Annotated in this window: 24 protein-coding genes; 12 read left to right on the forward strand and 12 right to left on the reverse strand. The window is 36.3% G+C overall.

Annotated features, from left to right (window positions below; translation table 11 throughout):
- Window positions 1–14 precede the first annotated feature (14 nt).
- The 4 genes from IW15_RS03700 to IW15_RS03715 all read left to right on the forward strand — a co-directional run bounded on the left by IW15_RS03700 (window position 15) and on the right by IW15_RS03715 (window position 4,626).
- The gene (locus IW15_RS03700) at window positions 15–944 is read left to right on the forward strand and encodes a 2-hydroxyacid dehydrogenase (RefSeq protein WP_034709363.1); all 930 of its coding nucleotides are present in this window, start codon (window positions 15–17) and stop codon (window positions 942–944) included.
- 173 nt (window positions 945–1,117) lie between these two features.
- Window positions 1,118–2,380 (forward strand): serine hydrolase domain-containing protein, encoded by a 1,263-nt coding sequence (locus tag IW15_RS03705; protein WP_034709365.1) that lies wholly within the window; start codon window positions 1,118–1,120, stop codon window positions 2,378–2,380.
- A gap of 25 nt (window positions 2,381–2,405) precedes the next feature.
- Window positions 2,406–4,163, forward strand: a complete 1,758-nt coding sequence (locus IW15_RS03710) for an Ig-like domain-containing protein (RefSeq protein ID WP_034709847.1) — start codon at window positions 2,406–2,408, stop codon at window positions 4,161–4,163.
- A 4-nt stretch (window positions 4,164–4,167) separates the two neighbouring features.
- Complete coding sequence (locus tag IW15_RS03715; RefSeq protein WP_034709366.1) at window positions 4,168–4,626, forward strand: heme-binding domain-containing protein; 459 nt, start codon at window positions 4,168–4,170, stop codon at window positions 4,624–4,626.
- Window positions 4,627–4,774: 148 nt separating this feature from the next.
- Here the strand turns inward: IW15_RS03715 and IW15_RS03720 are convergent, their stop codons facing one another.
- The 5 genes from IW15_RS03720 to IW15_RS03740 all read right to left on the reverse strand — a co-directional run bounded on the left by IW15_RS03720 (window position 4,775) and on the right by IW15_RS03740 (window position 9,081).
- Window positions 4,775–5,290: an NUDIX hydrolase gene (locus tag IW15_RS03720; RefSeq protein ID WP_034709368.1), complete on the reverse strand. Its 516-nt coding sequence runs from the start codon at window positions 5,288–5,290 to the stop codon at window positions 4,775–4,777.
- A gap of 39 nt (window positions 5,291–5,329) precedes the next feature.
- Window positions 5,330–6,244 (reverse strand): site-specific tyrosine recombinase XerD, encoded by a 915-nt coding sequence (gene xerD / locus IW15_RS03725; RefSeq protein ID WP_034709369.1) that lies wholly within the window; start codon window positions 6,242–6,244, stop codon window positions 5,330–5,332.
- Window positions 6,245–6,250: 6 nt separating this feature from the next.
- Window positions 6,251–6,673: a deoxycytidylate deaminase gene (locus IW15_RS03730; protein WP_034709370.1), complete on the reverse strand. Its 423-nt coding sequence runs from the start codon at window positions 6,671–6,673 to the stop codon at window positions 6,251–6,253.
- A 46-nt stretch (window positions 6,674–6,719) separates the two neighbouring features.
- A complete protein-coding gene (locus IW15_RS03735; RefSeq protein ID WP_034709371.1) occupies window positions 6,720–7,487 on the reverse strand; it encodes an enoyl-CoA hydratase/isomerase family protein in 768 nt (255 codons plus the stop codon).
- 106 nt (window positions 7,488–7,593) lie between these two features.
- Entirely contained in the window at window positions 7,594–9,081 is a 1,488-nt protein-coding gene (locus tag IW15_RS03740; protein WP_034709372.1) for a catalase, read from the reverse strand.
- Window positions 9,082–9,212: 131 nt separating this feature from the next.
- Here IW15_RS03740 and IW15_RS03745 point away from each other — a divergent pair, with 131 nt between their 5' ends.
- The 6 genes from IW15_RS03745 (at window position 9,213) to IW15_RS03770 (ending at window position 14,422) form a co-directional block, all read left to right on the forward strand.
- Window positions 9,213–10,163, forward strand: a complete 951-nt coding sequence (locus IW15_RS03745; protein WP_034709373.1) for a LysR substrate-binding domain-containing protein — start codon at window positions 9,213–9,215, stop codon at window positions 10,161–10,163.
- Window positions 10,164–10,401: 238 nt separating this feature from the next.
- Window positions 10,402–11,682 (forward strand): methionine adenosyltransferase, encoded by a 1,281-nt coding sequence (gene metK / locus IW15_RS03750; protein WP_034709374.1) that lies wholly within the window; start codon window positions 10,402–10,404, stop codon window positions 11,680–11,682.
- Window positions 11,683–11,766: 84 nt separating this feature from the next.
- Window positions 11,767–12,258: a hypothetical protein gene (locus IW15_RS03755; protein WP_034709375.1), complete on the forward strand. Its 492-nt coding sequence runs from the start codon at window positions 11,767–11,769 to the stop codon at window positions 12,256–12,258.
- 195 nt (window positions 12,259–12,453) lie between these two features.
- Entirely contained in the window at window positions 12,454–13,044 is a 591-nt protein-coding gene (locus tag IW15_RS03760; RefSeq protein WP_034709376.1) for an RNA polymerase sigma factor, read from the forward strand.
- 199 nt (window positions 13,045–13,243) lie between these two features.
- Window positions 13,244–13,939, forward strand: coding sequence for a YjjG family noncanonical pyrimidine nucleotidase (locus tag IW15_RS03765; RefSeq protein WP_034709377.1), 696 nt, complete (start codon window positions 13,244–13,246; stop codon window positions 13,937–13,939).
- 3 nt (window positions 13,940–13,942) lie between these two features.
- Window positions 13,943–14,422: a hypothetical protein gene (locus IW15_RS03770; RefSeq protein ID WP_034709378.1), complete on the forward strand. Its 480-nt coding sequence runs from the start codon at window positions 13,943–13,945 to the stop codon at window positions 14,420–14,422.
- Between the two features lie 53 nt (window positions 14,423–14,475).
- On the opposite strand, the gene trpS is transcribed toward IW15_RS03770, so the two are convergent.
- The 7 genes from trpS to ileS all read right to left on the reverse strand — a co-directional run bounded on the left by trpS (window position 14,476) and on the right by ileS (window position 21,178).
- Window positions 14,476–15,444, reverse strand: coding sequence for a tryptophan--tRNA ligase (trpS, locus tag IW15_RS03775; protein ID WP_034709379.1), 969 nt, complete (start codon window positions 15,442–15,444; stop codon window positions 14,476–14,478).
- A 68-nt stretch (window positions 15,445–15,512) separates the two neighbouring features.
- Window positions 15,513–16,157 carry a SanA/YdcF family protein gene (locus IW15_RS03780; RefSeq protein WP_034709381.1) on the reverse strand — a complete coding sequence of 215 codons (645 nt, stop codon included), beginning with the start codon at window positions 16,155–16,157 and terminating at the stop codon, window positions 15,513–15,515.
- A 15-nt stretch (window positions 16,158–16,172) separates the two neighbouring features.
- Complete coding sequence (locus IW15_RS03785) at window positions 16,173–16,811, reverse strand: lipoprotein signal peptidase (protein WP_034709382.1); 639 nt, start codon at window positions 16,809–16,811, stop codon at window positions 16,173–16,175.
- Window positions 16,811–17,002, reverse strand: coding sequence for a DUF2683 family protein (locus IW15_RS03790; RefSeq protein WP_034709848.1), 192 nt, complete (start codon window positions 17,000–17,002; stop codon window positions 16,811–16,813). The genes IW15_RS03785 and IW15_RS03790 overlap by 1 nt, the downstream gene beginning before the upstream one ends.
- A 19-nt stretch (window positions 17,003–17,021) precedes the next feature.
- Window positions 17,022–17,267: a DUF6576 domain-containing protein gene (locus IW15_RS03795; RefSeq protein WP_034709383.1), complete on the reverse strand. Its 246-nt coding sequence runs from the start codon at window positions 17,265–17,267 to the stop codon at window positions 17,022–17,024.
- Window positions 17,268–17,347: 80 nt separating this feature from the next.
- Window positions 17,348–17,728, reverse strand: a complete 381-nt coding sequence (locus IW15_RS03800; protein WP_034709384.1) for a TraR/DksA family transcriptional regulator — start codon at window positions 17,726–17,728, stop codon at window positions 17,348–17,350.
- Window positions 17,729–17,788: 60 nt separating this feature from the next.
- Complete coding sequence (gene ileS, locus IW15_RS03805; RefSeq protein WP_034709386.1) at window positions 17,789–21,178, reverse strand: isoleucine--tRNA ligase; 3,390 nt, start codon at window positions 21,176–21,178, stop codon at window positions 17,789–17,791.
- A 390-nt stretch (window positions 21,179–21,568) separates the two neighbouring features.
- Between ileS and IW15_RS03810 the strand changes: the two genes are divergently transcribed.
- Both IW15_RS03810 and IW15_RS03815 read left to right on the forward strand, forming a co-directional pair.
- The gene (locus IW15_RS03810; protein WP_034709388.1) at window positions 21,569–22,861 is read left to right on the forward strand and encodes a phenylacetate--CoA ligase family protein; all 1,293 of its coding nucleotides are present in this window, start codon (window positions 21,569–21,571) and stop codon (window positions 22,859–22,861) included.
- 32 nt (window positions 22,862–22,893) lie between these two features.
- Window positions 22,894–23,505: a hypothetical protein gene (locus tag IW15_RS03815; protein WP_131368480.1), complete on the forward strand. Its 612-nt coding sequence runs from the start codon at window positions 22,894–22,896 to the stop codon at window positions 23,503–23,505.
- The last annotated feature ends 14 nt before the right edge of the window (window positions 23,506–23,519 follow it).

Here is a 23,519-nt window from a genome sequence, read left to right on the forward strand (position 1 = left end):
TTGTGTTTAGAAAAATGAAAATTCTCCTTTTAGATAAAAACCATCCGCTTATCACCGAGCAGCTTATTGCAAAAAACTTCATTCTGGAAGAGGATTTCACTTCTTCTTACGATGAGGTATGCCGCATCATTGAAAACTATGATGGAGTGATCATCAGAAGCCGGATTCCTTTAGATAAAAATTTTCTTGAAAAAGGAAAAAACCTGAAATTCATTGCAAGAGTAGGCGCTGGGATGGAAAATATTGATATTCCTGCAGCGGAGAAACTGGGAATTCAACTGATTAATTCTCCGGAAGGCAACAGAGATTCTGTAGCAGAACACGTTGTCGGAATGCTGCTGATCTTAATGAACCGTCTTTTTATTGCTTCGCAGGAAGTGAAAAATGGAATTTGGAAACGCGAAGAAAACAGAGGTGACGAGCTATTGGGAAAAACCGTTGGACTTATCGGTTATGGAAATATGGGAAAAGCAACCGCGAAAAGGCTTTCAGGCTTTGGCTGTAAGGTGATTTTTCATGATATTCTGCCTGATCTTTCGGACGAATATGCCACACAGGTTTCTTTGAAAGAATTACAGGAAAAAGCTGAGGTTTTGAGTTTACATATCCCCTTAACTGATGAATCATATTATCTGATTGACGGGCCATTCATTTCCGATATGAAGAATGACTTCTATTTTGTGAATACAGCAAGAGGGAAAAATATTGAAACGAAAAGCTTAGTTGAAGCTTTGAAAGCTGGAAAAATAAAAGGAGCCTGCCTGGATGTATTGGAATACGAAAAATCATCATTCGAAAATATTGAAACAGAAAATGATGACCTCAAATACCTCCTGGAGTCTGAAAAAGTGATTGTTACGCCTCATATTGCAGGCTGGACGCATCAAAGCAAAGAAAAACTGGCACAGGTAATCGTAGATAAAATTGTAACCTCTTTTACATAGCATCATAAAAAGGTAAAACCTATTGTTATCATTCATTCTTCCATTTCAGGCTTCGGTGTATTGATTTTTACAATTTCGTGGTTTTACCTTTTTATGTTAAATAATTCATAATTTACGCTCAATATTTAATATTTATTTTGAGTTTTATTAAATTGCTCCTCATTTTGAAATCCATGAAGAAGCGCAATTTTGTACTCATTGTAACTATTTTTTTAGTTCTTTTTTCCTGTAAAAAAAAATCTGAAGACCAACAGGCCTCCGCCGAAAATACAACCAATCTGCCCAATTACGGGAATGTAGATTTAAACGGTGTTTTCACTACGGCAGACGGGCAGCTTTCCAATAAAGCATCGTTGGTGGGATATATTGACCAATACTATAAAAAAGTCTGGGAAAACGGCAATTTGAGTGGCGGGATACTGGTGGCGAAAGGAGATGAGATCCTATACGAAAACTACAGAGGTTTCGGAAGAGAAGGAAACCAGATGCCGATCGATAAAAATACACCGCTGCATGTAGCTTCTGTTTCAAAAACGTTGACTGCTATGGCAATGATGAAATTGATAGAAGCCGGAAAAATAAAATTATCAGACCACCTGACTCAGTTTTTTCCTGGATTTCCCTATCCGAATGTCACGGTGCAAACCTTACTGGATCAGAGAAGCGGGCTTCCCAAGTATGAATATTTCATTACGAAGATTCAGCCTGCGCCTGCAGAACTTTCCAAGACCTACCTTACCAATCAGGATATTCTGAATATGATCATTACGTATAAACCTGAACTGGCAAGAGATACCGATACAGGTTTTATGTATTGTAATACCAATTTCGCCTTACTGGCACTTTTGATTGAAAAGGTAACCAAGACTCCTTTTCCGCAGGCCATGAAAGAAATGGTATTTGCACCGCTGAAAATGACCCATACCTATATCTTCCAGGAAAAAGATGTGCCTACGGCTTCACAGTCATTTTACTTTGGAGGAAGAAAATTATATCCTTTAGATAGATTGGATCTTATTTATGGTGATAAAAATGTGTACACCACGCCGAGAGATCTGTATAATTTTTCTAAAGCAATGTATTCTAAAAACTTCCTGAAGCCGGAACTGATGCAGATGGTTTTTTCTCCGTACAGCAACGAAAAAATGGGAATGAATAATTATGGATTAGGATTCAGAATGAAGATTTTCGACAACGGTGAAAAATTGACTTATCATAATGGATGGTGGCATGGAAGCAATTCGGTTTTTGCTCATTTATTAAAATCAAAAGTTACCATCGTAGCGATTGGGAACGCCTATTCCAATAAAGTATATACTGCACTTGCGTTATCCGGACTATTTGAAGATTTTCCGGTACAGAAAGATAAACTTCACAATGTCATGAATGACAATAAAGATACTTTAAACGGCGGACACGACGTTTATGGAGAATAATGTTTACTTTTGCCTAAACATGTTCATGAAAAGACTTCTTCTATTATTTATTATCTGTTTTCTTGTGCATTCCTGTGCAAGGGTAGGTTCACCTGTCGGCGGGCCGAAAGACTCTCTGGCTCCTAAATTTCTGGGTTCAAATATTGATTCTACAAGGATTAATGTTAAAAGAGATATCCGTGAATTGCGATTGGATTTTGACGAATATATTACCCTGAAGGATATCAATAAAAATCTGATTATTTCTCCCCCTATCAAAAAAATAAAGCGTATTCTTCCTTCCAATATTGCCAACAAATATGTGCTGATTCAGTGGGAAGATACATTACAGGCCAATACAACGTATAATTTTAACTTCGGGAATTCTATTGCCGATAATAATGAAGCGAATATTCTGCGTTATTTTAATTTTGCATTTTCTACAGGTGATAAATTAGACGATCTGTATATCAGCGGAGAAATAAAAGATGCCTTGGCAACAAAGAAAAAAGGCAGCAGCAGTGAAAACAAACTGGTAGTAGGTTTGTATCAGGTGAAAGATACCATGAACTACAAGCAGAAACCTTATTATATCACTAAAGTAGATGACGACGGTTATTATGAACTGAATTATCTGTCACCGGGAAAATATAAAATCATTGCTTTCGAAGACGAAAATGAAAACTCCATTTACGATCCGGGAACTGAAAAAATAGGATTCCAGAAAGAACCAATTACTTTTGAAAAATCCATTTCAGGATTAAATTTAAAGATCTATCCGTCAAAAAAGCCGGTGAAATATCTTGAAATGAAGGAAAACCCTGGTGGAATTTTAATGACTTTTGAAGGAGATCCCACAGACGTAAAGGTGCTTTCTATTAATGATAAACTGCAGGATATCAAAGTTACCCACCGACCAAAATCAGACTCTGTAAACATATGGTTTGATGCGGTAGCAAATAAAGTAGGGCAGACGGTCACGGAGAATATTAAATTCAGTTACGATGCGGACGGAAAAAAAGATACCGTTTCTGTATTTTATAAGTATAATACAAAAAACGCAATGGACATCAATAGTGACAATGGTGGTGAGTCATTGGCTCCTAAATCCGATTTTAAAATTTTATCAAATTATATTATTGATAAAATAAGTCCGGAAAAATGGATTTTGAAAAGTGATAGCTTGACTACTCAGGAGTTTACAGCAAAAATTTCAGACACTAATCCATATCAAATCATAATAAAATCAGATTTTATCAGTGGAAAGAAATATCAGCTTACAGTTCCTAAAGAAACAGTAACATCTTTTTATACTAAAAATACAAAGTCAAAGCGTTTTGACTTTGATGTAGATAAAATAGATAATTTTGGAAGCCTTGAATTCACCATTCAAAATGCACCGACAACGAATTATTGGATCCAGCTTCTGGATTCAGCTGAAAAGGTTGTTTACCAGCAGTACACCAAAGGAGATAAGATTAAATTTGACATCTTAAAACCTGAGGAATATATTGTGAGAATATTGGTAGATAACAACGGCAATAAATATTGGGACAAAGCTGATTTTGCCACTGAGGTTTTTGCAGAAGATTCTTATATTTTCTATAAAAAAGCGGTCATAAGACCGTTGTGGGAAACCCATGAAGATTGGGATTTGAAAGATACCAGAACCTTGGACAGCCCTAAAACACCAGTCTCCGGAGCCGCTGCTACACCTGAAACTAATACTAAGGATACACCCGTAACAAAGGAAGTAAAGAAAGAATTGAAATCTGATAATGCCGTCTTAACTCCGGTAAAGTAAAATAATGAAGACGATAAAAAAAGTGATATTCTGGACGCTGGTAACATTTGCGTTAATTCAGTTCATTCCCATTGATAAAGTAAATCAGCCGGTGAAACATTCTGTAAACTTTATTGAGGTTAACAAAACTCCGCAGAAGATTGCAGGGCTGCTTAAAGGAGCTTGCTATGATTGCCATTCCAATGAAACGGTCTATCCAAAATATGCAGATATTGCTCCGATTTCCTGGTCTATCAAAAGCCATGTGAATGATGGCCGCGAACGGCTTAACTTTTCTGTATGGGGTACTTATAACAAAGATTTAAAGACCAATATGCTGACAAGAGCTACTGAAACCATTCAAAATAAGATGATGCCATTACCCGGCTATATTGTATATCATAAAGAAGCTAATCTTTCCGATGCGGAAAGAACTTTACTGATTCATTATTTTGAAGATATGTTGAAAGCGAAAACGTATTAACAACCAGTTTTATACATTTTAATTTAACGAAGGATTTGATAATTTGTCAAAATTCATTGACATAAAAATTCCCGCAGATTTTATAGGGGTTACCGATCATTATTGAACGATCAGTATCCTGTAACATCTACGGGAATAGTATTTTGGGTTATATTGACTTCAAATAGACTTCAAAAAATCTCTTTTGAGAATCAAAGGCAATATCATCCGGATTCACCTCTTTAAGTGGAATCCATTGTGTTTCTGAGATCTCAGACAGTTCGATATTCACATCAAACTTTTCTGAAACAGTGTATTCATAAAACAGATCAATTGTATTATAATCAATCTCTTTATACTGGTATATATTAGGGAGACTCGTTATATACTTTAAGTTTGAAATATCTATGCGTAGCTGTAGTTCTTCAAATAACTCTCTTTTGCAAGCTTCTTCTGCACTTTCTTTCGGATCCACAAAGCCTCCTGCCAGATCAAGTTTTCCTTTTTTAGGCTCCTGATTCCTTCTGGTAAGATACACTTCATCTCCGCATCTGATGACCACGGCTACTGCCCCGGCAACATTGTTGTACAATCTGAAATCGCAGTTGGGGCAGCTCCATTTCTTTTCACCATCCCATTCTAGAGATTCTTTGCCACAGCTTGGGCAATATTTCAATAATTTCATCTGTTTATAATTTTCTAAATGTCAGATGGAACTTTAGTTTCACTGAGCAATATTCATATTTCTCGGATGATAACTTAAAATAACGTCCCTCAGTTCTTCTGTTTTTAAATGGGTATAAATTTCGGTGGTAGTAATACTGGAATGTCCCAACATTTCCTGTATGTATCGAAGATCTGCACCATTTTGTAGTAAATGCGTTGCGAAAGAATGCCTGAAGGTATGCGGAGATATTTTTTTGCTTACACCCGCCTTATCAGTTAATTCTTTGATAATAAGAAATACAATCACTCTGGACATCGAGGTACCCCGGCTGTTCAGAAACAGAGTGTCTTCATATTTTTTGTTGATTTTGTTTTTCGAACGAACATCCTTGATGTAGCTGTCCAGCAATTCAGCTGTATAGTCAGCAAGAGGTACGAAACGGGTTTTATTTCCCTTTCCGATTACCTTAATGTACTGTTCTTTGAAATTGATATTCGAAATTTTAAGATCGATAAGTTCTGAAACGCGCAATCCACATCCATACAATACTTCAATAATGCTGTGATTTCTCTTTCCAAGATCAGAATTGATCTCAATCGCGGCAATAATTTTATTGATATCCATGAGGCTTAACGTATCAGGAAGATACAATCCCAGTTTTGGTCCTTCAAGAAGTGACGCTGGATTATCTTCCCTGAATTCGTCTTCAAGTAAAAATTTAAAGAAAGATTTAATAGAAGAAATCCATCTTGCCTGAGATCTTTCGCTAAATTTCTTTTTAGAAAGATTGAAGATGTATTCTTGCAGGTTTTCGTAGGCGATAGAGTCCGGACCGACATTTTCCAGATCCTCTTCAGCGTACTCTTTTAGTTTTTTAATGTCCCGAACATAGGCGTCGAGCGTGTTTTCTGAAAAATTTCTTTCGAATCGAAGAAATATTTCAAAATCCTTAATTTTTTCATCCCAAGTCATTTGTGCTTATTTTTTTAGTTCACATTCTGATATTTGCTCTATTTCAATATGATGGTTTCTCAGGAATGATATCCCGTCGTCGTCAGAATATTCATTAATATACACCAGTCTTGTAATTCCCGCCTGTAAAATAAGTTTACTACATTCTTTGCATGGCGAAAGCGTTAGATATAACGTTGCGCCCTTAGCAGATTGTGTAGAAGCTGCTAATTTTAATATGGCATTAGCTTCTGCATGGAGTACGTACCAATGTGTATGCCCGTCAGCATTTTCACAGCAATTTTCAAATCCCGAAGGAGTTCCGTTGTAACCATCTGAAATGATCATCCTATCTTTTACGATAAGAGCCCCTACCTGTTTTCTCTTACAGTAGGAGAGTTTTGCCCATTCCTGAGCCATTTTTAGATAAGCTTTATCAAACTTATTCATACCGCTGCATTGTTGTTTGTTTTTTCGAAATAATTGGTCTTAAGTCTTAGAAGTTAGGCTTTCTTTTCTCTAAAAAAGCAGAAACTCCTTCTTTTTTATCTTCAAGTTCAAAAAGTTCCCCGAAATACTTGATTTCAGTATCAAAACCTTTATCTGTATCAGATAAATTCACCGCGTGGATTGCTTTAGAAATTGCCATCGGTGAGTTATGGGCAATCGTGTTGGCGAGTTCTTTTGTTTTGGTTAATAATTCATCGATAGGGTATACTTCATTCACCAATCCGATTTCTTTTGCCTTTTGGGCAGGAATCATTTTGGCAGAGAAGATCAGTTCGTTGGCAAGGCCTTTTCCGATAAGCTTAGGAAGCCTTTGAGTTCCTCCGTAACCGGGAATTAATCCCAGAGTAACTTCAGGAAGCCCCAGTCGGGCATTTTCCGATGCATATCTGATATGGCACGCCATGGCAAGCTCTAAACCACCTCCTAATGCAAATCCGTTAACGGCAGCAATAACAGGTTTAGACATGTTTTCAATTTTGTTGAACAGGGTATTTTGTCCGTTTCTAGCCAGTTCTTCAGCTTTTTCCTGTCCAAATTCACTAAATTCTTTAATGTCAGCTCCGGCAACAAATGATTTTTCCCCGCTTCCTGTAAGGATTACGACCCTGCAAGAGGGGTCAGAATTCACTTCGTCAAGAGCTGCACTGATATCCTGAATTGTTTTTGCATTGAGGGCATTTAAACTCTCAGGCCTATTTATTGTAATAATAGATAATTTATCTTCTTTTTTTAATAATATATTTTCGTAACTCATTTTTCCACTTTAAAATATTATTTTTTGCAAATTATAAATTTTTTGCAAAAAAAAGGAAAAAATATTAGTTTTTTTTCCTTTTAATTGAATTTATTGTTCAATATGCTTATTTGGAATGGTTCATCATATTTGCGTCAATATTGATATTTAGTTGAGAAGCTACTTTCATGCCAAGTTCAATGTTGGCTCTGAAAAAATGACATAGCTGACGATTTATGATCTCATCCCTTTTAGGACCGTCAATTCCTCTCATGCTTCCTACTATATTATTGATAAGATGTTCCCTGTCTTCTGTGTTCATTGCTTTGGTATATAAAAGACCCGGCTGAGTGTAATGATCATCGTCATTTTCATTTCTGTTATAGCTGGCAACATGAGCGCTGTCTAGTTCATAATCATAGCCTTTGTAAGAAGGATCCGGTTTGATGTCATCGAAACTGTTAGGATGGTAATTCGGCTTATCTCCATAATCTGAGGAATCTGCCATATATCCGTCTCTTTGATAATTGTTAACGGCAAACGGGCATCGGTTTACCTCTAATTGATGAGCGTTTACACCTACTCTGTATCGGTGGGCATCCGGGTAAGAGAATAATCTTCCCTGAAGCATTTTATCCGGGGAAAAGCTGATGCCGTTGATTAAATTACTAGGTGAGAAGGTAGACTGCTCTACATGAGCAAAATAGTTAACCGGAATTTCATTCAGTTCCATTTCCCCAACTTCAATCAGCGGGAAATCTCCCTGGAACCAAACTTTAGTTATATCAAAAGGGTTCCATCTGAAATCTTTAGCCTGTTCTTCTGTCATGACCTGAATATACATTGTCCATTTTGGAAAATCACCATTTTCAATAGCGTTGCAAAGATCTTCCTGCGCAAAGTCCGGATTTTCACCTGCCATTTTCACAGCATCTTCATTGCTGAAATTTTTGATTCCCTGTTTTGTTTTAAAATGGAATTTCACCCAGGTTCTCTCATTATTCGCATTAATCATTGAAAAAGTATGAGAACCAAAGCCATGCATATGTCTGAAACCGTGAGGCGTTCCTCTGTCAGACATCAGGATAAGAACCTGATGAAGCGATTCAGGATTTAAGCTCCAAAAATCCCACATCATCGTGGCACTTTTTAAATTGGTTTTGGGAACTCTTTTTTGGGTATGAATAAAATCCGGGAATTTTTTGGCATCCTTAATAAAGAAAACCGGAGTGTTATTTCCTACTAAATCCCAGTTTCCATCTTCGGTATAGAATTTTAAGGCAAATCCTCTTGGATCTCTTGCGGTGTCTGCACTTCCTTTTTCTCCACCTACCGTAGAAAAACGCGCAAACATTTTACAGGAGTTTCCTACTGTTGAAAATAATTTGGCTTTTGTATATTGGCTGATATCGTGGGTCACGGTAAACTTACCATACGCACCACTTCCTTTTGCATGTACAATTCTTTCAGGGATTCTCTCTCTTACAAAATGAGCAAGATTTTCCTGAAGGATAAAATCCTGAAGCAGAACAGGACCTCTGGGACCTACAGTCTGTGAGTCCTGATGTTCGAAATAAGGAGCGCCGCTACCTAAGGTTAATTTTTTAGAATCCATATAGTTATATTTGAATGATTGATATCCTTTGCAGATGTCTTTATGTAGACATACCAAATGTCAAATTTACTTGAATTTTTGATTGCTTATAGCAAAAACCTTTTATCTTTGTAATAGATAATATTAATCAAATGAACATTCAGCAATTGGAGTACCTTATCGCTGTAGATAAGTACAAACATTTTGGGAAAGCGGCTCAAGCATGCTTTATTACACAGCCTACGCTAAGTGCAATGATACAAAAATTTGAGGATGAACTGGATGTAAAGGTTTTTGACAGAACTACACACCCAATCCGTACTACAGACGTGGGCGTGCAGATCATCGATCAGGCTAAGGTCATTATAGAGTCTGTCAATGAGCTTAAGAATAAAGCCAATCTTTTAAACAATATTTTAGGAGGAACGATTAACCTGGGAATCATTCCTACGGTATCTTCTTTCATTCTGCCGACTGAAATCTTCAAGTTTCTGGAAGACAATCCAAAAATCCAGATGAATGTCAAAGAAATGACTACAGATAATATTATCAAAGCTTTAAAAGCCGGAGAACTGGATGCGGGAATTATTTCCACTCCTTATGATACGGCAGATGAGTTTTATCAGGATTTCTTATTTAATGAAGAACTGATGATCTACAGCTCGAATACAGAAGCAAATAAGAAAAATTCTTATATCATTCCAGAAGATCTGAACGTTGAAAAAGTTTGGCTTCTGGAAGAAGGAAACTGTCTGAGAAATCAATTTGAAAATATCTGTCATTTAAAAGAAAATACACTGAAGCCTAAAAATCTAGATTTTCTGGCCTCTAACATCCAGACTTTGGTACATATGGTAGATAAAGTAGGAGGGATCAGTATTTTGCCGGAGCTTGCCTTAAGCCAGCTTTCTGAAGAGCAGAAGACCAATGTTTTCAGATTTAAAAAACCTTTCCCTTACAGAGAGATAAGCATTATTTATTATAAGCCTACTTTCAAGCAAAAAATTATTGATGAATTAGCACACTCTATTACCGCTTCATTAAGCAAAAAGCTTAATTATAACGAAAGCCCAAAAGAATTCGTAAGTATTAAGCCACAATAATTTATTTTTCTTAAAGTAAGACAGATCAATAATTTAAAGAAAATTATAATTAGTAAACAAAAGGTTTGAGTATTAAAAAAATAGTACTTAAATTTGCCAACGTTTATGAACGAGGAAAAATTTGACCTGATTGCAACCTCTATAAAAAAAAGCTAAAACAGTAATTCTTTTTCAGCTTTCTGGGTATCTATTTCTTATTTTTCTTCGTCTATTTTTAATCTAAAAAATAAAGAATAATATGTCTTATTTATTTACATCTGAATCCGTTTCAGAAGGGCATCCAGATAAAATCGCCGATCAGATTTCCGATGCGTTAATCGACCATTTTTTGGCTTATGATAAAAATTCAAAAGTAGCTTGTGAAACTCTTGTTACGACAGGACAGGTAGTTCTTGCAGGAGAAGTAAAATCCGATGCTTATCTTGATGTTCAGACGATTGCAAGAGAAGTAATCAACGGGATTGGATACACGAAAGGAGAATATATGTTCAATGGAGATTCTTGCGGGGTGATCTCTGCAATCCATGAACAATCACCTGATATCAATCAGGGTGTTGACAGAATTGTTACAGATGAAACCTTTGAAGGAAAAGCAAACGCTCAGGGCGCTGGAGATCAGGGGATGATGTTTGGGTATGCAACGAACGAAACGGCTAATTATATGCCTCTTGCGTTAGATTTGGCTCATACTATTCTTAAAGAACTTTCTGCTATCAGAAGAGAAAATAAAGAAATCGCTTACCTTCGTCCGGATGCAAAAAGCCAGGTTACCATTGAATATTCTGATGACCACAAGCCGGTAAGAATTGATTCTATCGTAGTTTCTACACAGCATGATGATTTTGGAACAGAAGAAGAAATGCTTGACAAAATCCGTCAGGACATCAAAAGCATACTGATTCCAAGAGTAGCAGCACAGCAGACTGAGGAGATCAAAGCATTATTCAACGATCAGATCAAATACCATATTAATCCTACAGGAAAATTTGTAATCGGAGGTCCTCACGGGGATACCGGTCTTACAGGAAGAAAAATCATCGTTGATACATATGGTGGAAAAGGAGCTCACGGTGGTGGTGCTTTTTCCGGGAAAGATCCTTCTAAGGTTGACAGAAGTGCTGCCTATGCAACAAGACACATCGCTAAAAATTTAGTGGCTGCAGGGGTTGCTGATGAAGTGTTGGTACAGGTTTCTTATGCGATCGGTGTTGCAGAACCTTGTGGATTGTACATCAATACGTATGGAACGGCAAAAGTAAATCTTCACGATGGAGAAATTGCTAAAAAAGTATCTACGATTTTTGATTTAAGACCCTATGCAATCGAGCAGAATTTAAAATTAAGAAACCCGATCTATCAGGAAACGGCTTCTTACGGACATATGGGAAGAGAGCATTTTGTAGCTGATAAAACCTTTAATAAAGGCCATAAGAATGAACTTACGTTAAAAGATCTTGAGTTCTTTACGTGGGAGAAACTAGACAAAGTGGAAGAGATTAAAACCGCTTTCGGTATTTAATTTTTTCTTAATACAATAATAGACTGCTTTATCTTCACCAGATAAGGCAGTTTTTTTTAATTTTACACCATAAATAAATTTAAGATGATGAATTTGAGGTCCGCAATTGCTGTTTTTTCAATATTTTTTCTGAGCATAGGTGCGAAAGCCCAGTATACGATGCATAAAATGATCACCGTGGGATATGAGTATCAAAATCAGAGCTTTGGAGAAGTGGGAGGTAAGTTGCTTTTCTTAAAAAATGATGATGTTATTTACAGATTGGGAGCGTCTGCGCTTATGGGCTCTACCCATTCAAAATTTGCGATCATGCCGAAACTTCAGGCAGATGTCCTTCTTAATTTTCAAAAAGATGTAGATTTCTATCATTCCTATTATTTTCTGATGGGAGCGGAAGGAACCAATAAATACATAGCACCTAAGATAGGGGTAAGTCTTTTTGGAATGCTGGACCTTACGGGAGGCTATGCTTTCCCTATTGGAGATGCCAGACTTAACGGGAAAGAAATGAAAGGTTTGAATATTAATTTCACACTAAATATCCCCACTGTGTTTATTCATGACATGTTTAAGTGATATTTTTTAGATATTTATCGTAAAAATTTAATAATTAGTTAACAGGTATTAAAATTTTATTATATTTACATCTGTAAAATTGTACCGCCTATTGATTTGACTTTACTCTAAAAAACTGTTTTGTAATTACAGCTATGCCCAGATAAAATATCTGGAGGAAAGTTTGTCTACAACTATTTTATATTGAGAAGAGTTATGAAATTAAAATCGGATAGTTTACTAATTTCCCTTTACCAGGAAGGAGACGAGGATGCATTATCAGCCCTTATCCATCGTCATCAGAAAGAACTGTTTACATTCATTTTTTATAAAATTAATGATGAAGACCTAGCCAACGACGTTTTTCAGGATACATTTATGAAAATAATTGTCATGCTGAAAGAAGGACGGTACAACGAAGAAGGCAAATTTATTCTTTGGGCTAAAAGAATTGCCTACAATCTTATTATAGACCACTTTAGATTAAAATCAAAAAATATCAAAGTTTCAGAAACTACTTTTGAAACGGACGATTATTCTATTTTTGATTTGATAAGAGAGCCTTCAGAGAATATTGAGGACCAGCTTGTTACCAATCAGATTCAGGAAGATCTTTTGAAAATGCTTCAGTATTTGCCTCAGAATCAGCAGGAAGTGATTAAGCTTAGATTTTTTGATGGATTGAGTTTTAAAGAAATCGCTGATCATACGGATATGAGCATTAATACGACGTTAGGACGGGTGAGATATGCTTTGATCAATTTAAGAAAAATTATGGATGAGAATAATATTATTCTGACCAGATAATAATTCTTAAAAATTCACGTTATAAAGAAAACATTTTAAACGCCTATGAGAAAAAATGATTCTTTAAAAGTGAAAACTTTGAAACCAAAAAAACAAACAATTGAGTTTTTGCTTAATTTTTCGAAAAATCTTGAAGTAATTAAAGCGAAGAACAAGAATTTCCCGATTTCCAAAAATTAAAATATTATTTTTGTGCTGTATGAAAATTCAGCACATTTTTTTTGACCTGGACAATACGCTCTGGGATCACCGCAAGAACGCCTATCTTACCATCAAAACGCTTTTTGAAAAACAGGAAATCAACTTGAAATATGGAATTGATTTTGAAGAATTTCATGCGGTCTATCATGAGATCAACGAAAAGCTTTGGGAAGATATACGGGATGGCCTTATCGGAAAAGAATATTTAAGAAAGCACCGTTTTTATGATACATTCAGCCGTTTTGGAGTGGATGATGAAGAACTTTCCCAGTTTTTTGAAGAACATTTTCTGGATAAAATCCTTAATCATAATGAACTGGTAGAAGGTGCAGCCTATATACTGGAATATCTGAAATCTAAAAAATATACTTTACACATTATTTCAAACGGCTTCCAGGAAGTAACGGAAAGAAAATGTATCCTCTCCGGAATTGCCCATTATTTCCAAACGATTACGAGTGCCGATTCTGTTGGGGTAAGAAAACCCAAGCCTGAAATTTTTGAGTATTCATTAGGCCTAGCTAATGCATTCAAAGAAGAAAGTATTTTGATAGGAGATGATTGGATTGCGGACGTTGTAGGAGCCCGGAATTTTGGAATGGATGTTATTTTCTTTGATGTATATCATGAAAACAGACAGGAAGAAAACCTGAAGGCAGTTACCCATCTTTTACAGTTAAAAGAATATTTATAAGATATGAAAAATCAAAGTACAACTTCAAATCCTTCTTTATTATTGAAAAACCTGTCTGTCGTTTTCTTTGGATTACTTCTGGGAATGATCATGATGGGAGGTATTGTATATAGTATGAACCCAAGTGAGAATTTTGAAGCAGACCTTCATAATCCTTTTCTCGCTGTTATGATAATAGTGTCGGTTGCAGGAGTTTTTGGAAGCAATAGATTATATGCTTTCTTCATCAACAAAATAAAGGAAGATGATCCCCTTGGAGATAAAACAGCTAAAATCCAACAGGCTATTATCGTAAGACTGGCTCTTGTAGAAGGCCCTGCACTGGTTGGAATCGTATTATACCTAAAAGAAGCTAATTTAGTTTTTCTTATGTTTTCAGCGTTTCTGATTCTTTATTTTTTAACATTGAAGCCGTCTAAAGATAAACTGCTTGAAGATATGAAACTCACAGGTATGGAAAAAAGAGAATTTCAAAATTCATAAAAAACAAAAGCCATTCGCTGGGAATGGCTTTTTATAATTTCAAAAAGTTGGGATTAAATTCCTAAACTTTCTCTTACTCTTGTAATGGTTTGTGCTGCGATAGCTCTTGTCTTCACAGCACCTTCCTGAAGTTTGGCTTCCAGTTCGTCAAGGTGAGTCATGTAGTATGCAAAGATTTCTCTTTCTTTGGCAAATCGGTCGGTGATAAGATTTAAAAGTTCCATTTTTGCATGGCCGTACCCAAAGTTTCCGGCAAGATATTTAGCTCTTAATTCTTCAGTCTGTTCAGGCGTTGCAATCAGTTCATAAATAGCGAAAACCTTGTCGGTAGAAGGGTCTTTAGGCTCTTCCAACGATTTAGAATCCGTTTCTATACTCATCACCTGCTTTTTCAGTTCCTTGTCAGAAAGGAAAATATTAATGATATTTCCTCTGGATTTAGACATCTTGTGCCCGTCTGTTCCAGGGACATATTTTGTATTTTCCTGAAGCTCAGCCTGTGGAAGTACCAATACTTCTCCCATCTGATTATTAAACCTTGAAGCTACATCACGGGCAATTTCTAAGTGCTGAAGCTGATCTTTTCCTACTGGTACAACCTCTGCATCATACAATAAAATATCCGCTGCCATTAAAATAGGATAGGTAAACAAGCCGGCGTTCACATCCTGAAGTCGGTCTGCCTTATCTTTAAATGAATGGGCTAACGTTAATCTCTGATAAGGAAAAAAACATGATAAATGCCAAGAGAGTTCACAGGTTTCAGGGATATCACTTTGTCTGTAAAAGAATGTTTTTTCGGTATCTAATCCACAAGCAAGCCAAGCCGCAGCAATCTCGTAGGTATTTTGTTTCAGCTCCTTTGCATCTTTTATCTGGGTAAGAGAATGCAGGTTTGCAATGAATAAAAACGATTCATTTCCTTCCTGTTTGGATAGTTCAACAGCAGGAATGATAGCCCCAAGTAAATTTCCAAGATGGGGTGTTCCGGTGGCTTGAATGCCGGTAAGAATTCTTGACATTTTAAATTATTTATAAAAATTAATGAATTGCAAATTTAAGGGGTTTAGGGGAATAATGAATTAAAAGATTAAGGAATTAAAACCTTATCCCCGCCGAATTTAGGCTCTACCCCAAACAGAAGGTCCCAATACACTTTTGCTTTCGCCAGATATTCACGCATATTAGTTTTAAACCCGGCATATTTGTTGACGTCATTGGCATTGTATCCAAAGGCTTCCATTCCGTTTTTTCGGGCTAAAAAAACCGCTCTTTCATTGTGGAATTTCTGTGAAATAATCACAAGTTTAGTTTGCCCGAAAATATCTTTAGCTCGGACCACAGAATCCAGTGTTCTAAACCCAGCATGATCCATAAATATGTGGTCCTTCGGAATGCCGTACTGCATCAAAGCCAGCTGCATATCTTCAGGTTCATTATAGTCTTTGGTACTGTTGTCACCGCTTACAATAATATACTTGATTTTACCGCTTTTGTATAAATCAATAGCTGCCTGAATACGGTTATAGAAATAGGTATTTGGCAGGCCGTTGCTTAAGGTTTTCCCGGTACCCAGCAATAATGCTGTTTTCGTTTCCGGGACTTCAGCTATTTTGTAAGAGACAAACGGCGCGCTGTCTTTCCTGATGTTGTAATTTGCCCAGGCTATAAAAATAATTCCTGCAACCAAAAGAAGCAGGAAAAATATGAAGATGTTTTTTATAATTTTTTTCATCGAATGGTACTTCTTTTAAAATTCGAGGCCGTTCGGGAATGCTTTTTTTCTGAAAATAAGCAAGAAAGCGGCTCCTACTGTGATCGCTGAGTCTGCAACATTGAAAATGTATTTAAAGAACTCTAAATGTTTTCCGCCGATCAATGGGATATTATCCGGTACGTACCAGTCTACAATAGGGAAGTGAAGCATATCTACCACACAGCCTCTCATAAAAGTAGAGTAGCCTTGTCCTATAGGAACCATTTTAGAAATGCCTCCATAGCCAATCCATCGGTCGATGCTTGCGTCATACATTGTTCCGCTGTCGAAAATAAGTCCGTAGAACATTCCATCGATCAGATTACCGATTGCTCCGGCAAAGATAACCGCCATTGGAATTAATAAATAATTGGATTCCCCTCTCTGCAGCCATTTTTTGAAAAGGTAGATCATCCCACCGATTAAAAATATTCTAACAATAACAAGGAAATATTTACCAATAACCCCGCCGAAATGAAATCCATAGGCCATCCCCGGATTCTCTACAAAAGTCAATTTGAAACCCGGAAGAACAGAAATACTGTCATCAAGATTAAAATGTGTTTTAACGTATATTTTTGAAGCCTGATCAATTAATAGAATAAGAAAAGTTACAGCTAAAATCTTTTTCATTACAGTCCTTTTGGTTTATAAGGTTTTCCTATTTTTTCGTTCTTTTTTTCGATAACTTTCTTGATCGTTTTTTGATTATGGAATGTGTTTTTGGTGTGGAATTTTTCAAATTGAATATTCATGTCTTTTAAAACACTTTTCAAAGCATTCAATTCCATTGCATTTTTAGTGTGGACGATAATAGATTCCATATGTTCTCGGTTTAAATTTTTACTTTTTAGACAGTTCATCAAGCCTTTTTCTGTCTTTTGCAGACAGGTCATTGATGCCGTTCTTTCCCATTTTACTTAAAAGATGGTCGATTTCTTTTTCCCTTTCCCGTTTATCTGAATTGAACCGATCATCAATCGTGTAGTTTTTAGGTTGAGCAGGAAAGAATTTGGTTTTGATCCATTCTCTGTTGAAAAACCCTAAAACGACAATAAGGACAATGCCTAAAATCAAATATTCGCTCATGGATATATATTAAAAATTAGGTTTATAAAGTATTGATGAAATACAATATAAACCCAAATTTATTTACAAACCCTGAAGGTTTATTTTTGCATATTTTTAGCTTCAATACTAAGTGTAGCGTGAGGAACTGCCAGAAGTCTTTCCTTAGGGATAAGTTTTCCTGTTACTCTGCATACTCCGTATGTTTTGTTCTCTATTCTTATCAGAGCGTTTTTCAGATCGCGTACAAATTTCTCCTGTCTTCCTGCCAGGATAGAATTTTGTTCCTTGCTCAGTGTTTCTGCCCCTTCTTCAAAAGCTTTAAAAGTAGGTGAAGTATCATCTGTTCCATTATTCTGGTCGTTGATGAAGCTTTCTCTGATCAATTGCAGATCTTTCTCTGCTTTGTCTATTTTTTCTCTAATGATTGCTTTAAATTCCTGTAAATCAGCATCACTGTATCTTACTCTTTCGTCTGACATGTTCTTTTTCTCTTTTTTAATAAAATTATGAAATGGAATTTGAAATCCAATAACTATATGTTAATTTTTTTCAACATTTATCTTAAAATTAACCTCATCTATTTCGATTTCGTTAAAATTTGAAAGTGAAGATACAATTTCTATTTTATTTGACAAGACCTCAGATGAAATATATTCCTCATTTTTCTTGAAATCATCCAAGAATGGTGAATTTTCTTCCAAAAAGATGTTGATCCTGTCTGTCAGCTCAAAATCTTTCTCTTTTCTAAGGTTTTGAACCCTGTTAATCAATTCTCTTGCAATCCCTTCAGATTTTAACTCTTCTGTGAGCGTCAAATCTAATGCCACAGTTGTTTTTCCATCAGAAGTTACCGTCCATCCCGGAATGTCTTTTGTTGAAATTTCAACGTCATTCATTGTGATTTCGTAACCCTGAACGTCTATTTTGCCTTCTTTTTCTAAAGCTGTAATCTGTTCCGCTGAAAAATCAGCAATTTGAGCTCCCACAACTTTCATATCCTTTCCTAATTTAGGACCTAGGGTTTTAAAGTTCGGCTTGATCTGCTTGATGATTAAGTGAGCAGCTTCTTCAGCATTGATGAGCTGTAATTCTTTAACATTTACCTCCTGCTTGATCAGTTCTGCAACCGCAAGAATCTGTGCCTCTGCTTTGGCATCCAGTACCGGAACCAATACTTTCTGTAAAGGCTGACGTACTTTTATATTCTCCTTTTTTCTTAAAGAGAAGACCATACTGGTGATGCTCTGCGCCAAATGCGTTTTTTCAACCAGATCCTGATCGATCAAACTTTCATCTGCAACAGGGAAATTTGTCAAATGTATAGATTCACCTTTGTCCTTACCCGTTACTTTATTAAGATCCTGATACAGCTGATCCATAAAAAACGGAGCAATAGGTGCCGATAATTTAGCAACCGTTTCCAGACAGGTATATAAAGTCTGGTAAGCAGATATTTTATCTTCGGAATAATCTCCTTTCCAGAAGCGTCTTCTGCATAATCTTACATACCAGTTACTCAGGTTGTCATTCACAAATGTGCTGATGGCTCTTGCTACTCTTGTCGGTTCATAATCCTCGTAGAATGCTTTCACTTCTTTTATTAAAAGATTCAGTTCAGAAAGTACCCAACGGTCGATCTCAGGACGGTTTTCTACTTCTTTTTCAGAATAATTGAATCCATCCACATTGGCATATAATGCAAAGAATGAATACGTATTATAAAGGGTTCCGAAGAACTTTCTTCTTACTTCGTCGATTCCTTCGATATCAAACTTCAGATTTTCCCAAGGGTTTGCATTTGAGATCATATACCATCTCGTAGCATCTGGCCCATAAACTGCTAATGTTTCAAACGGATCAACTCCATTTCCTTTGGATTTTGACATTTTCAGTCCGTTTTTATCCAGAACAAGCCCATTACTCATTACATTTTTATAGGCAACTGAATCAAAAACTGCAGTTCCGATAGCATGCAGCGTATAGAACCATCCACGGGTCTGGTCAACTCCTTCCGCGATAAAATCTGCAGGGAACGCTTTACGATTGTCAATTAATTCTTTATTTTCAAAAGGATAATGCAATTGAGCGTAAGGCATCGAACCTGAATCAAACCAAACGTCGATCAGGTCGCTTTCACGATTCATTGCTTTTCCGGAAGCGGAAACCAAGACTATTTTATCGACTACATTTTTATGCAGATCAACCAAAGAATAGTTTTCCTCAGACATATTTCCTATTTCGAAATCTTTGAAAGGGTTTTCCTGCATGAATCCTTTTTCAACAGATTTTTCAATCTCATTGTATAATTCTTCTACAGAACCTATGATGATTTCTTCTTTCAGATCTTCCGTTCTCCAGATAGGCAACGGAATTCCCCAATAGCGGGAACGGGATAAATTCCAGTCGTTTACATTTTCAATCCAGTTCGCAAAACGTCCTTCTCCCGTCGATTTAGGCTTCCAGTTGATTTCTTTATTTAAATCTACCAGTCTGTCTTTCACAGCGGTCATTTTAACAAACCATGAATCCAGCGGATAGTACAATACAGGCTTGTCAGTTCTCCAGCAATGTGGATAGCTGTGAACATATTTCTCTACTTTGAAGGCTTTATTTTCTGTTTTTAATAAAATGGCCAGTTCTACATCCCAGGATTTTTCAGGTGCAGTTCCATCATCGTAATATTCGTTCTTGATGTATTTTCCGGAGAATAATTCAGGAACATTTTCTCCCCTGATAAATCTCCCCTGTAAATCTACCAGCGGAACCAGATTGTCATTTTCGTCTTTTATCAACATGGGCGGAATTCCGGCTTCTTTTGCCACTCTTGCATCATCCGCACCAAAAGTAGGAGCGATGTGAACGATACCGGTTCCGTCCTCAGTCGTTACAAAATCTCCTAAAATCACTCTGAAAGCTTTTTCAGGAGCATCGTTTGGAGTAAACCAGGGAACTAACTGCTCGTATTGAGTTCCAGTTAATTTTATGCCTGTAAATTCTTTTAAAATTTGATAAGGAATCGTCTTGCTTTCTGATGTATAATTAGCGAAATCTTCATGACTCCCCTCCACATACTTTTTACCAAAGTTCTTTTCTAAAAGTACTCTCGCTAAAACAACGGTTATCGGTTCAAAAGTATATTGATTAAACGTTTTAACTAAGACATATTCAATATCTCTTCCTACAGCCAGCGCTGTGTTGGAAGGCAGGGTCCATGGAGTGGTTGTCCATGCAAGAATGCTTACGTCTCCTTCAGCATCACTAAATAATTCAGAAGATTCTTTCTTTACTTTAAACTGCGCTACCACTGTAGTATCAGAAACATCGTGATAAGTTCCAGGCATATTTAATTCGGCAGAAGAAAGTCCTGTTCCTGCTTTTGGAGAATAAGGCTGGATTGTATAACCTTTATACAACAATTCTTTGCTGTATAACTGCTTAAGCAACCACCAAACCGTCTCCATGTATTTTGACTTATACGTGATATAGGGATCCTCAAGGTCTACCCAATATCCTATTTTTTCTGTAAGTTCATTCCACACGTCTGTATAACGCATTACCGCTTCACGACATGCTTTGTTGTAATCTTCAATAGAAATCTTTTTGCCAATATCTTCTTTAGTGATTCCTAATTCCTTTTCAACACCTAGCTCCACAGGAAGTCCATGAGTGTCCCATCCCGCTTTACGGAAAACCTGTTTCCCGTTCTGGGTTTGGTAACGGCAGAAAATATCTTTTAACGCTCTTGCCATTACGTGGTGAATTCCGGGCATACCGTTTGCTGAAGGCGGACCTTCATAAAATACAAACTCGGGTTGACCCTCACGAATTTCAACACTTTTATTGAAAGTTTCATTTTGTTTCCAAAATTCCGATACGTTCTCGGCTATATCAATAAGGTTGAGGTTTTTATATTCTTTAAATTGGCTCATTGTATTTCTCAATATCGTTGATTAATTAAGTTTGCAAATTTAGTGATTTTTTGTCGGTTTATAATATATGTTTTATTTTGATATCATCTATTAAAAACTTCAATTTCAGAAATATAAATACAGGCATGTTTATAATGTGAATTGGTGAGGAAGAATTGTGCTGTATTTTAATTTAAATTATTGAAAATTTCATGATACTCTCGCAGATTTTACAGATCATACAGATTTGTTTAAAAGCAAACATCTGTGAAAATTTGTGTGATCTGGGGTAATAAAAAGTGCCACAATTCTCTCTTTGCATAGATTTCGCAACATTACAGCTACATTTTACAGGAATACCCCCATACAATATCTAAGTTTTAATAAATTTGTCTTCTAAAATTACAATCATTGGAATTCTATCCATCAATAGAACGGTCGGACGTTCAGCAAATCAAAATAATTCAGGAGGAAAAACTTCGGGAGCTTTTGGTGTACCTTCAAAACAATTCGCCATTCTACCAGAACTTATTCAGAGAACATGATATCAACATTCATGATATTCAGTCTTTAGAAGATCTGCAGAAAATTCCCACGACCACAAAAAATGATCTTCAGGAGCATAACCACGATTTTTTCTGCATTCCACCGGATAAAATTGTCGATTATAGTACAACTTCAGGAACATTGGGTGATCCGGTAACTTTTGGTTTATCAGACAGTGACCTTGAAAGACTGGCCTACAATGAAGCAATTTCTTTTGCCTGTGCGGGGATCCAAAAAGGCGATGTGGTACAAATGGTGACCACTATTGATAAACGATTTATGGCAGGACTGGCCTATTTTCTGGGGTTAAGGAGAATGGGTGCCAGTGTGGTACGGATGGGTCCGGGAATTCCTGAATTGCAATGGGATTCTATTTTCAGATACCGGCCGAAATATCTGATCACCGTTCCTTCTTTTCTGCTGAAAATGATAGATTATGCTGAAAAACATGGAGTAGATTATAAAAACTCCAGTGTGTATGGGGCCGTTTGTATTGGAGAAAGCATCAAAAATCAGGATTTTACAGATAATATTCTTTCCCAGAAAATCAAAGAAAAGTGGAATATTAAATTATTCTCAACCTACGCCTCCACAGAAATGAGCACAGCCTTTACCGAATGTGAATTTCAGGTCGGAGGGCATCATCATCCTGAACTGATCATCACTGAAATTCTTGATGATAACGGAAATCCTGTAAAAGAAGGAGAAAGCGGGGAACTTACGATTACCACATTAGGCGTAGAAGCAATTCCTTTATTGAGATTTAAAACCGGTGATATCGTAAAAGCACATTACGAACCTTGTCAGTGCGGCAGAACAACAATGCGTCTGGGGCCCGTGGTAGGTAGAAAACAGCAGATGATCAAATACAAAGGGACAACGCTATATCCCCCTGCAATGACGGATATCCTGAATGATTTTAATAGCATTTCCTGTTATCAGATTGTTATTCAGTCTAATGAATTAGGATTGGATGAAATTATCATTAAAGTAAGTACCGAAGAAGAACATGAAAATTTTGTCAATGAAGTGAGAGACCATTTTCGCGCAAAATTAAGAGTAAGTCCAAAAATTGAAGTGATAGATTTTACGGTTTTGTCTAAGACAGTCTTTCATCCAAACAGCAGAAAACCAATTACTTTTGTTGATTTGAGATAGATTAAAGAGGATAATTAAAAAAAATATAAACTATGAAAAAACTATTCTTGCTGTTGTGTATGGCAATGACAACGATAGCTTTCGGGCAGAACGATTTGAAATTTATTTCTGGAAATTTTGATTTTATAAAAGACCAGACTGAAATTAATGTGCAATTGAAATTTGATAATACGCTGTATCAAGTAGAGAATATGACAGAAGCTCAATATCTTGAGAAGAGAAAAAAAGATGTTTTAGCAAATCCTAAAAAGACAGAAGCAGACTGGGAAAAATGGTATGGAGAATGGGAGAGATTTAAAAATTCTGAATATCTGAAATATTTCTTAAAAGGGGCTAATAGTAAGTCAAAAATTGTTTTTGGCAATGACAGCAAAGCAAAATACACCTTAATTATTGATGCGAAATGGATCTATGCAGGATGGCATGCTGGAATTGTTGCAGAGGAAGCAAAACTAACTTCAAATATGAAATTTGTAGAAACGGATGACCCTACAAAAGTGGTCATGGAAGTAGAGGGTGAGAAAATGTTGGGAAGACGAGAAAATAAAGATTTTGTCATGGAATATGGAAGAATCGCAGCAGCATATGAAGTTACAGGGAGAAGATTAATAGGGAAAGAATTTAAAAAAGTTTTTAGAAAATAACAAGAACCGGCCTG

Source organism: Chryseobacterium soli, assembly GCF_000737705.1.
Taxonomy (GTDB): domain Bacteria; phylum Bacteroidota; class Bacteroidia; order Flavobacteriales; family Weeksellaceae; genus Chryseobacterium; species Chryseobacterium soli.

Bases quoted from the DNA above. Each gene is read 5' to 3' on its own strand.
- IW15_RS03700 (WP_034709363.1), top strand. From the start codon at position 15: ATGAAAATTCTCCTTTTAGATAAAAACCATCCGCTTATCACCGAGCAG.
- IW15_RS03705 (WP_034709365.1), top strand. From the start codon at position 1,118: ATGAAGAAGCGCAATTTTGTACTCATTGTAACTATTTTTTTAGTTCTT.
- IW15_RS03710 (WP_034709847.1), top strand. From the start codon at position 2,406: ATGAAAAGACTTCTTCTATTATTTATTATCTGTTTTCTTGTGCATTCC.
- IW15_RS03715 (WP_034709366.1), top strand. From the start codon at position 4,168: ATGAAGACGATAAAAAAAGTGATATTCTGGACGCTGGTAACATTTGCG.
- IW15_RS03720 (WP_034709368.1), bottom strand. From the start codon at position 5,290: ATGAAATTATTGAAATATTGCCCAAGCTGTGGCAAAGAATCTCTAGAA.
- xerD (WP_034709369.1), bottom strand. From the start codon at position 6,244: ATGACTTGGGATGAAAAAATTAAGGATTTTGAAATATTTCTTCGATTC.
- IW15_RS03730 (WP_034709370.1), bottom strand. From the start codon at position 6,673: ATGAATAAGTTTGATAAAGCTTATCTAAAAATGGCTCAGGAATGGGCA.
- IW15_RS03735 (WP_034709371.1), bottom strand. From the start codon at position 7,487: ATGAGTTACGAAAATATATTATTAAAAAAAGAAGATAAATTATCTATT.
- IW15_RS03740 (WP_034709372.1), bottom strand. From the start codon at position 9,081: ATGGATTCTAAAAAATTAACCTTAGGTAGCGGCGCTCCTTATTTCGAA.
- IW15_RS03745 (WP_034709373.1), top strand. From the start codon at position 9,213: ATGAACATTCAGCAATTGGAGTACCTTATCGCTGTAGATAAGTACAAA.
- metK (WP_034709374.1), top strand. From the start codon at position 10,402: ATGTCTTATTTATTTACATCTGAATCCGTTTCAGAAGGGCATCCAGAT.
- IW15_RS03755 (WP_034709375.1), top strand. From the start codon at position 11,767: ATGATGAATTTGAGGTCCGCAATTGCTGTTTTTTCAATATTTTTTCTG.
- IW15_RS03760 (WP_034709376.1), top strand. From the start codon at position 12,454: ATGAAATTAAAATCGGATAGTTTACTAATTTCCCTTTACCAGGAAGGA.
- IW15_RS03765 (WP_034709377.1), top strand. From the start codon at position 13,244: ATGAAAATTCAGCACATTTTTTTTGACCTGGACAATACGCTCTGGGAT.
- IW15_RS03770 (WP_034709378.1), top strand. From the start codon at position 13,943: ATGAAAAATCAAAGTACAACTTCAAATCCTTCTTTATTATTGAAAAAC.
- trpS (WP_034709379.1), bottom strand. From the start codon at position 15,444: ATGTCAAGAATTCTTACCGGCATTCAAGCCACCGGAACACCCCATCTT.
- IW15_RS03780 (WP_034709381.1), bottom strand. From the start codon at position 16,157: ATGAAAAAAATTATAAAAAACATCTTCATATTTTTCCTGCTTCTTTTG.
- IW15_RS03785 (WP_034709382.1), bottom strand. From the start codon at position 16,811: ATGAAAAAGATTTTAGCTGTAACTTTTCTTATTCTATTAATTGATCAG.
- IW15_RS03790 (WP_034709848.1), bottom strand. From the start codon at position 17,002: ATGGAATCTATTATCGTCCACACTAAAAATGCAATGGAATTGAATGCT.
- IW15_RS03795 (WP_034709383.1), bottom strand. From the start codon at position 17,267: ATGAGCGAATATTTGATTTTAGGCATTGTCCTTATTGTCGTTTTAGGG.
- IW15_RS03800 (WP_034709384.1), bottom strand. From the start codon at position 17,728: ATGTCAGACGAAAGAGTAAGATACAGTGATGCTGATTTACAGGAATTT.
- ileS (WP_034709386.1), bottom strand. From the start codon at position 21,178: ATGAGCCAATTTAAAGAATATAAAAACCTCAACCTTATTGATATAGCC.
- IW15_RS03815 (WP_131368480.1), top strand. From the start codon at position 22,894: ATGAAAAAACTATTCTTGCTGTTGTGTATGGCAATGACAACGATAGCT.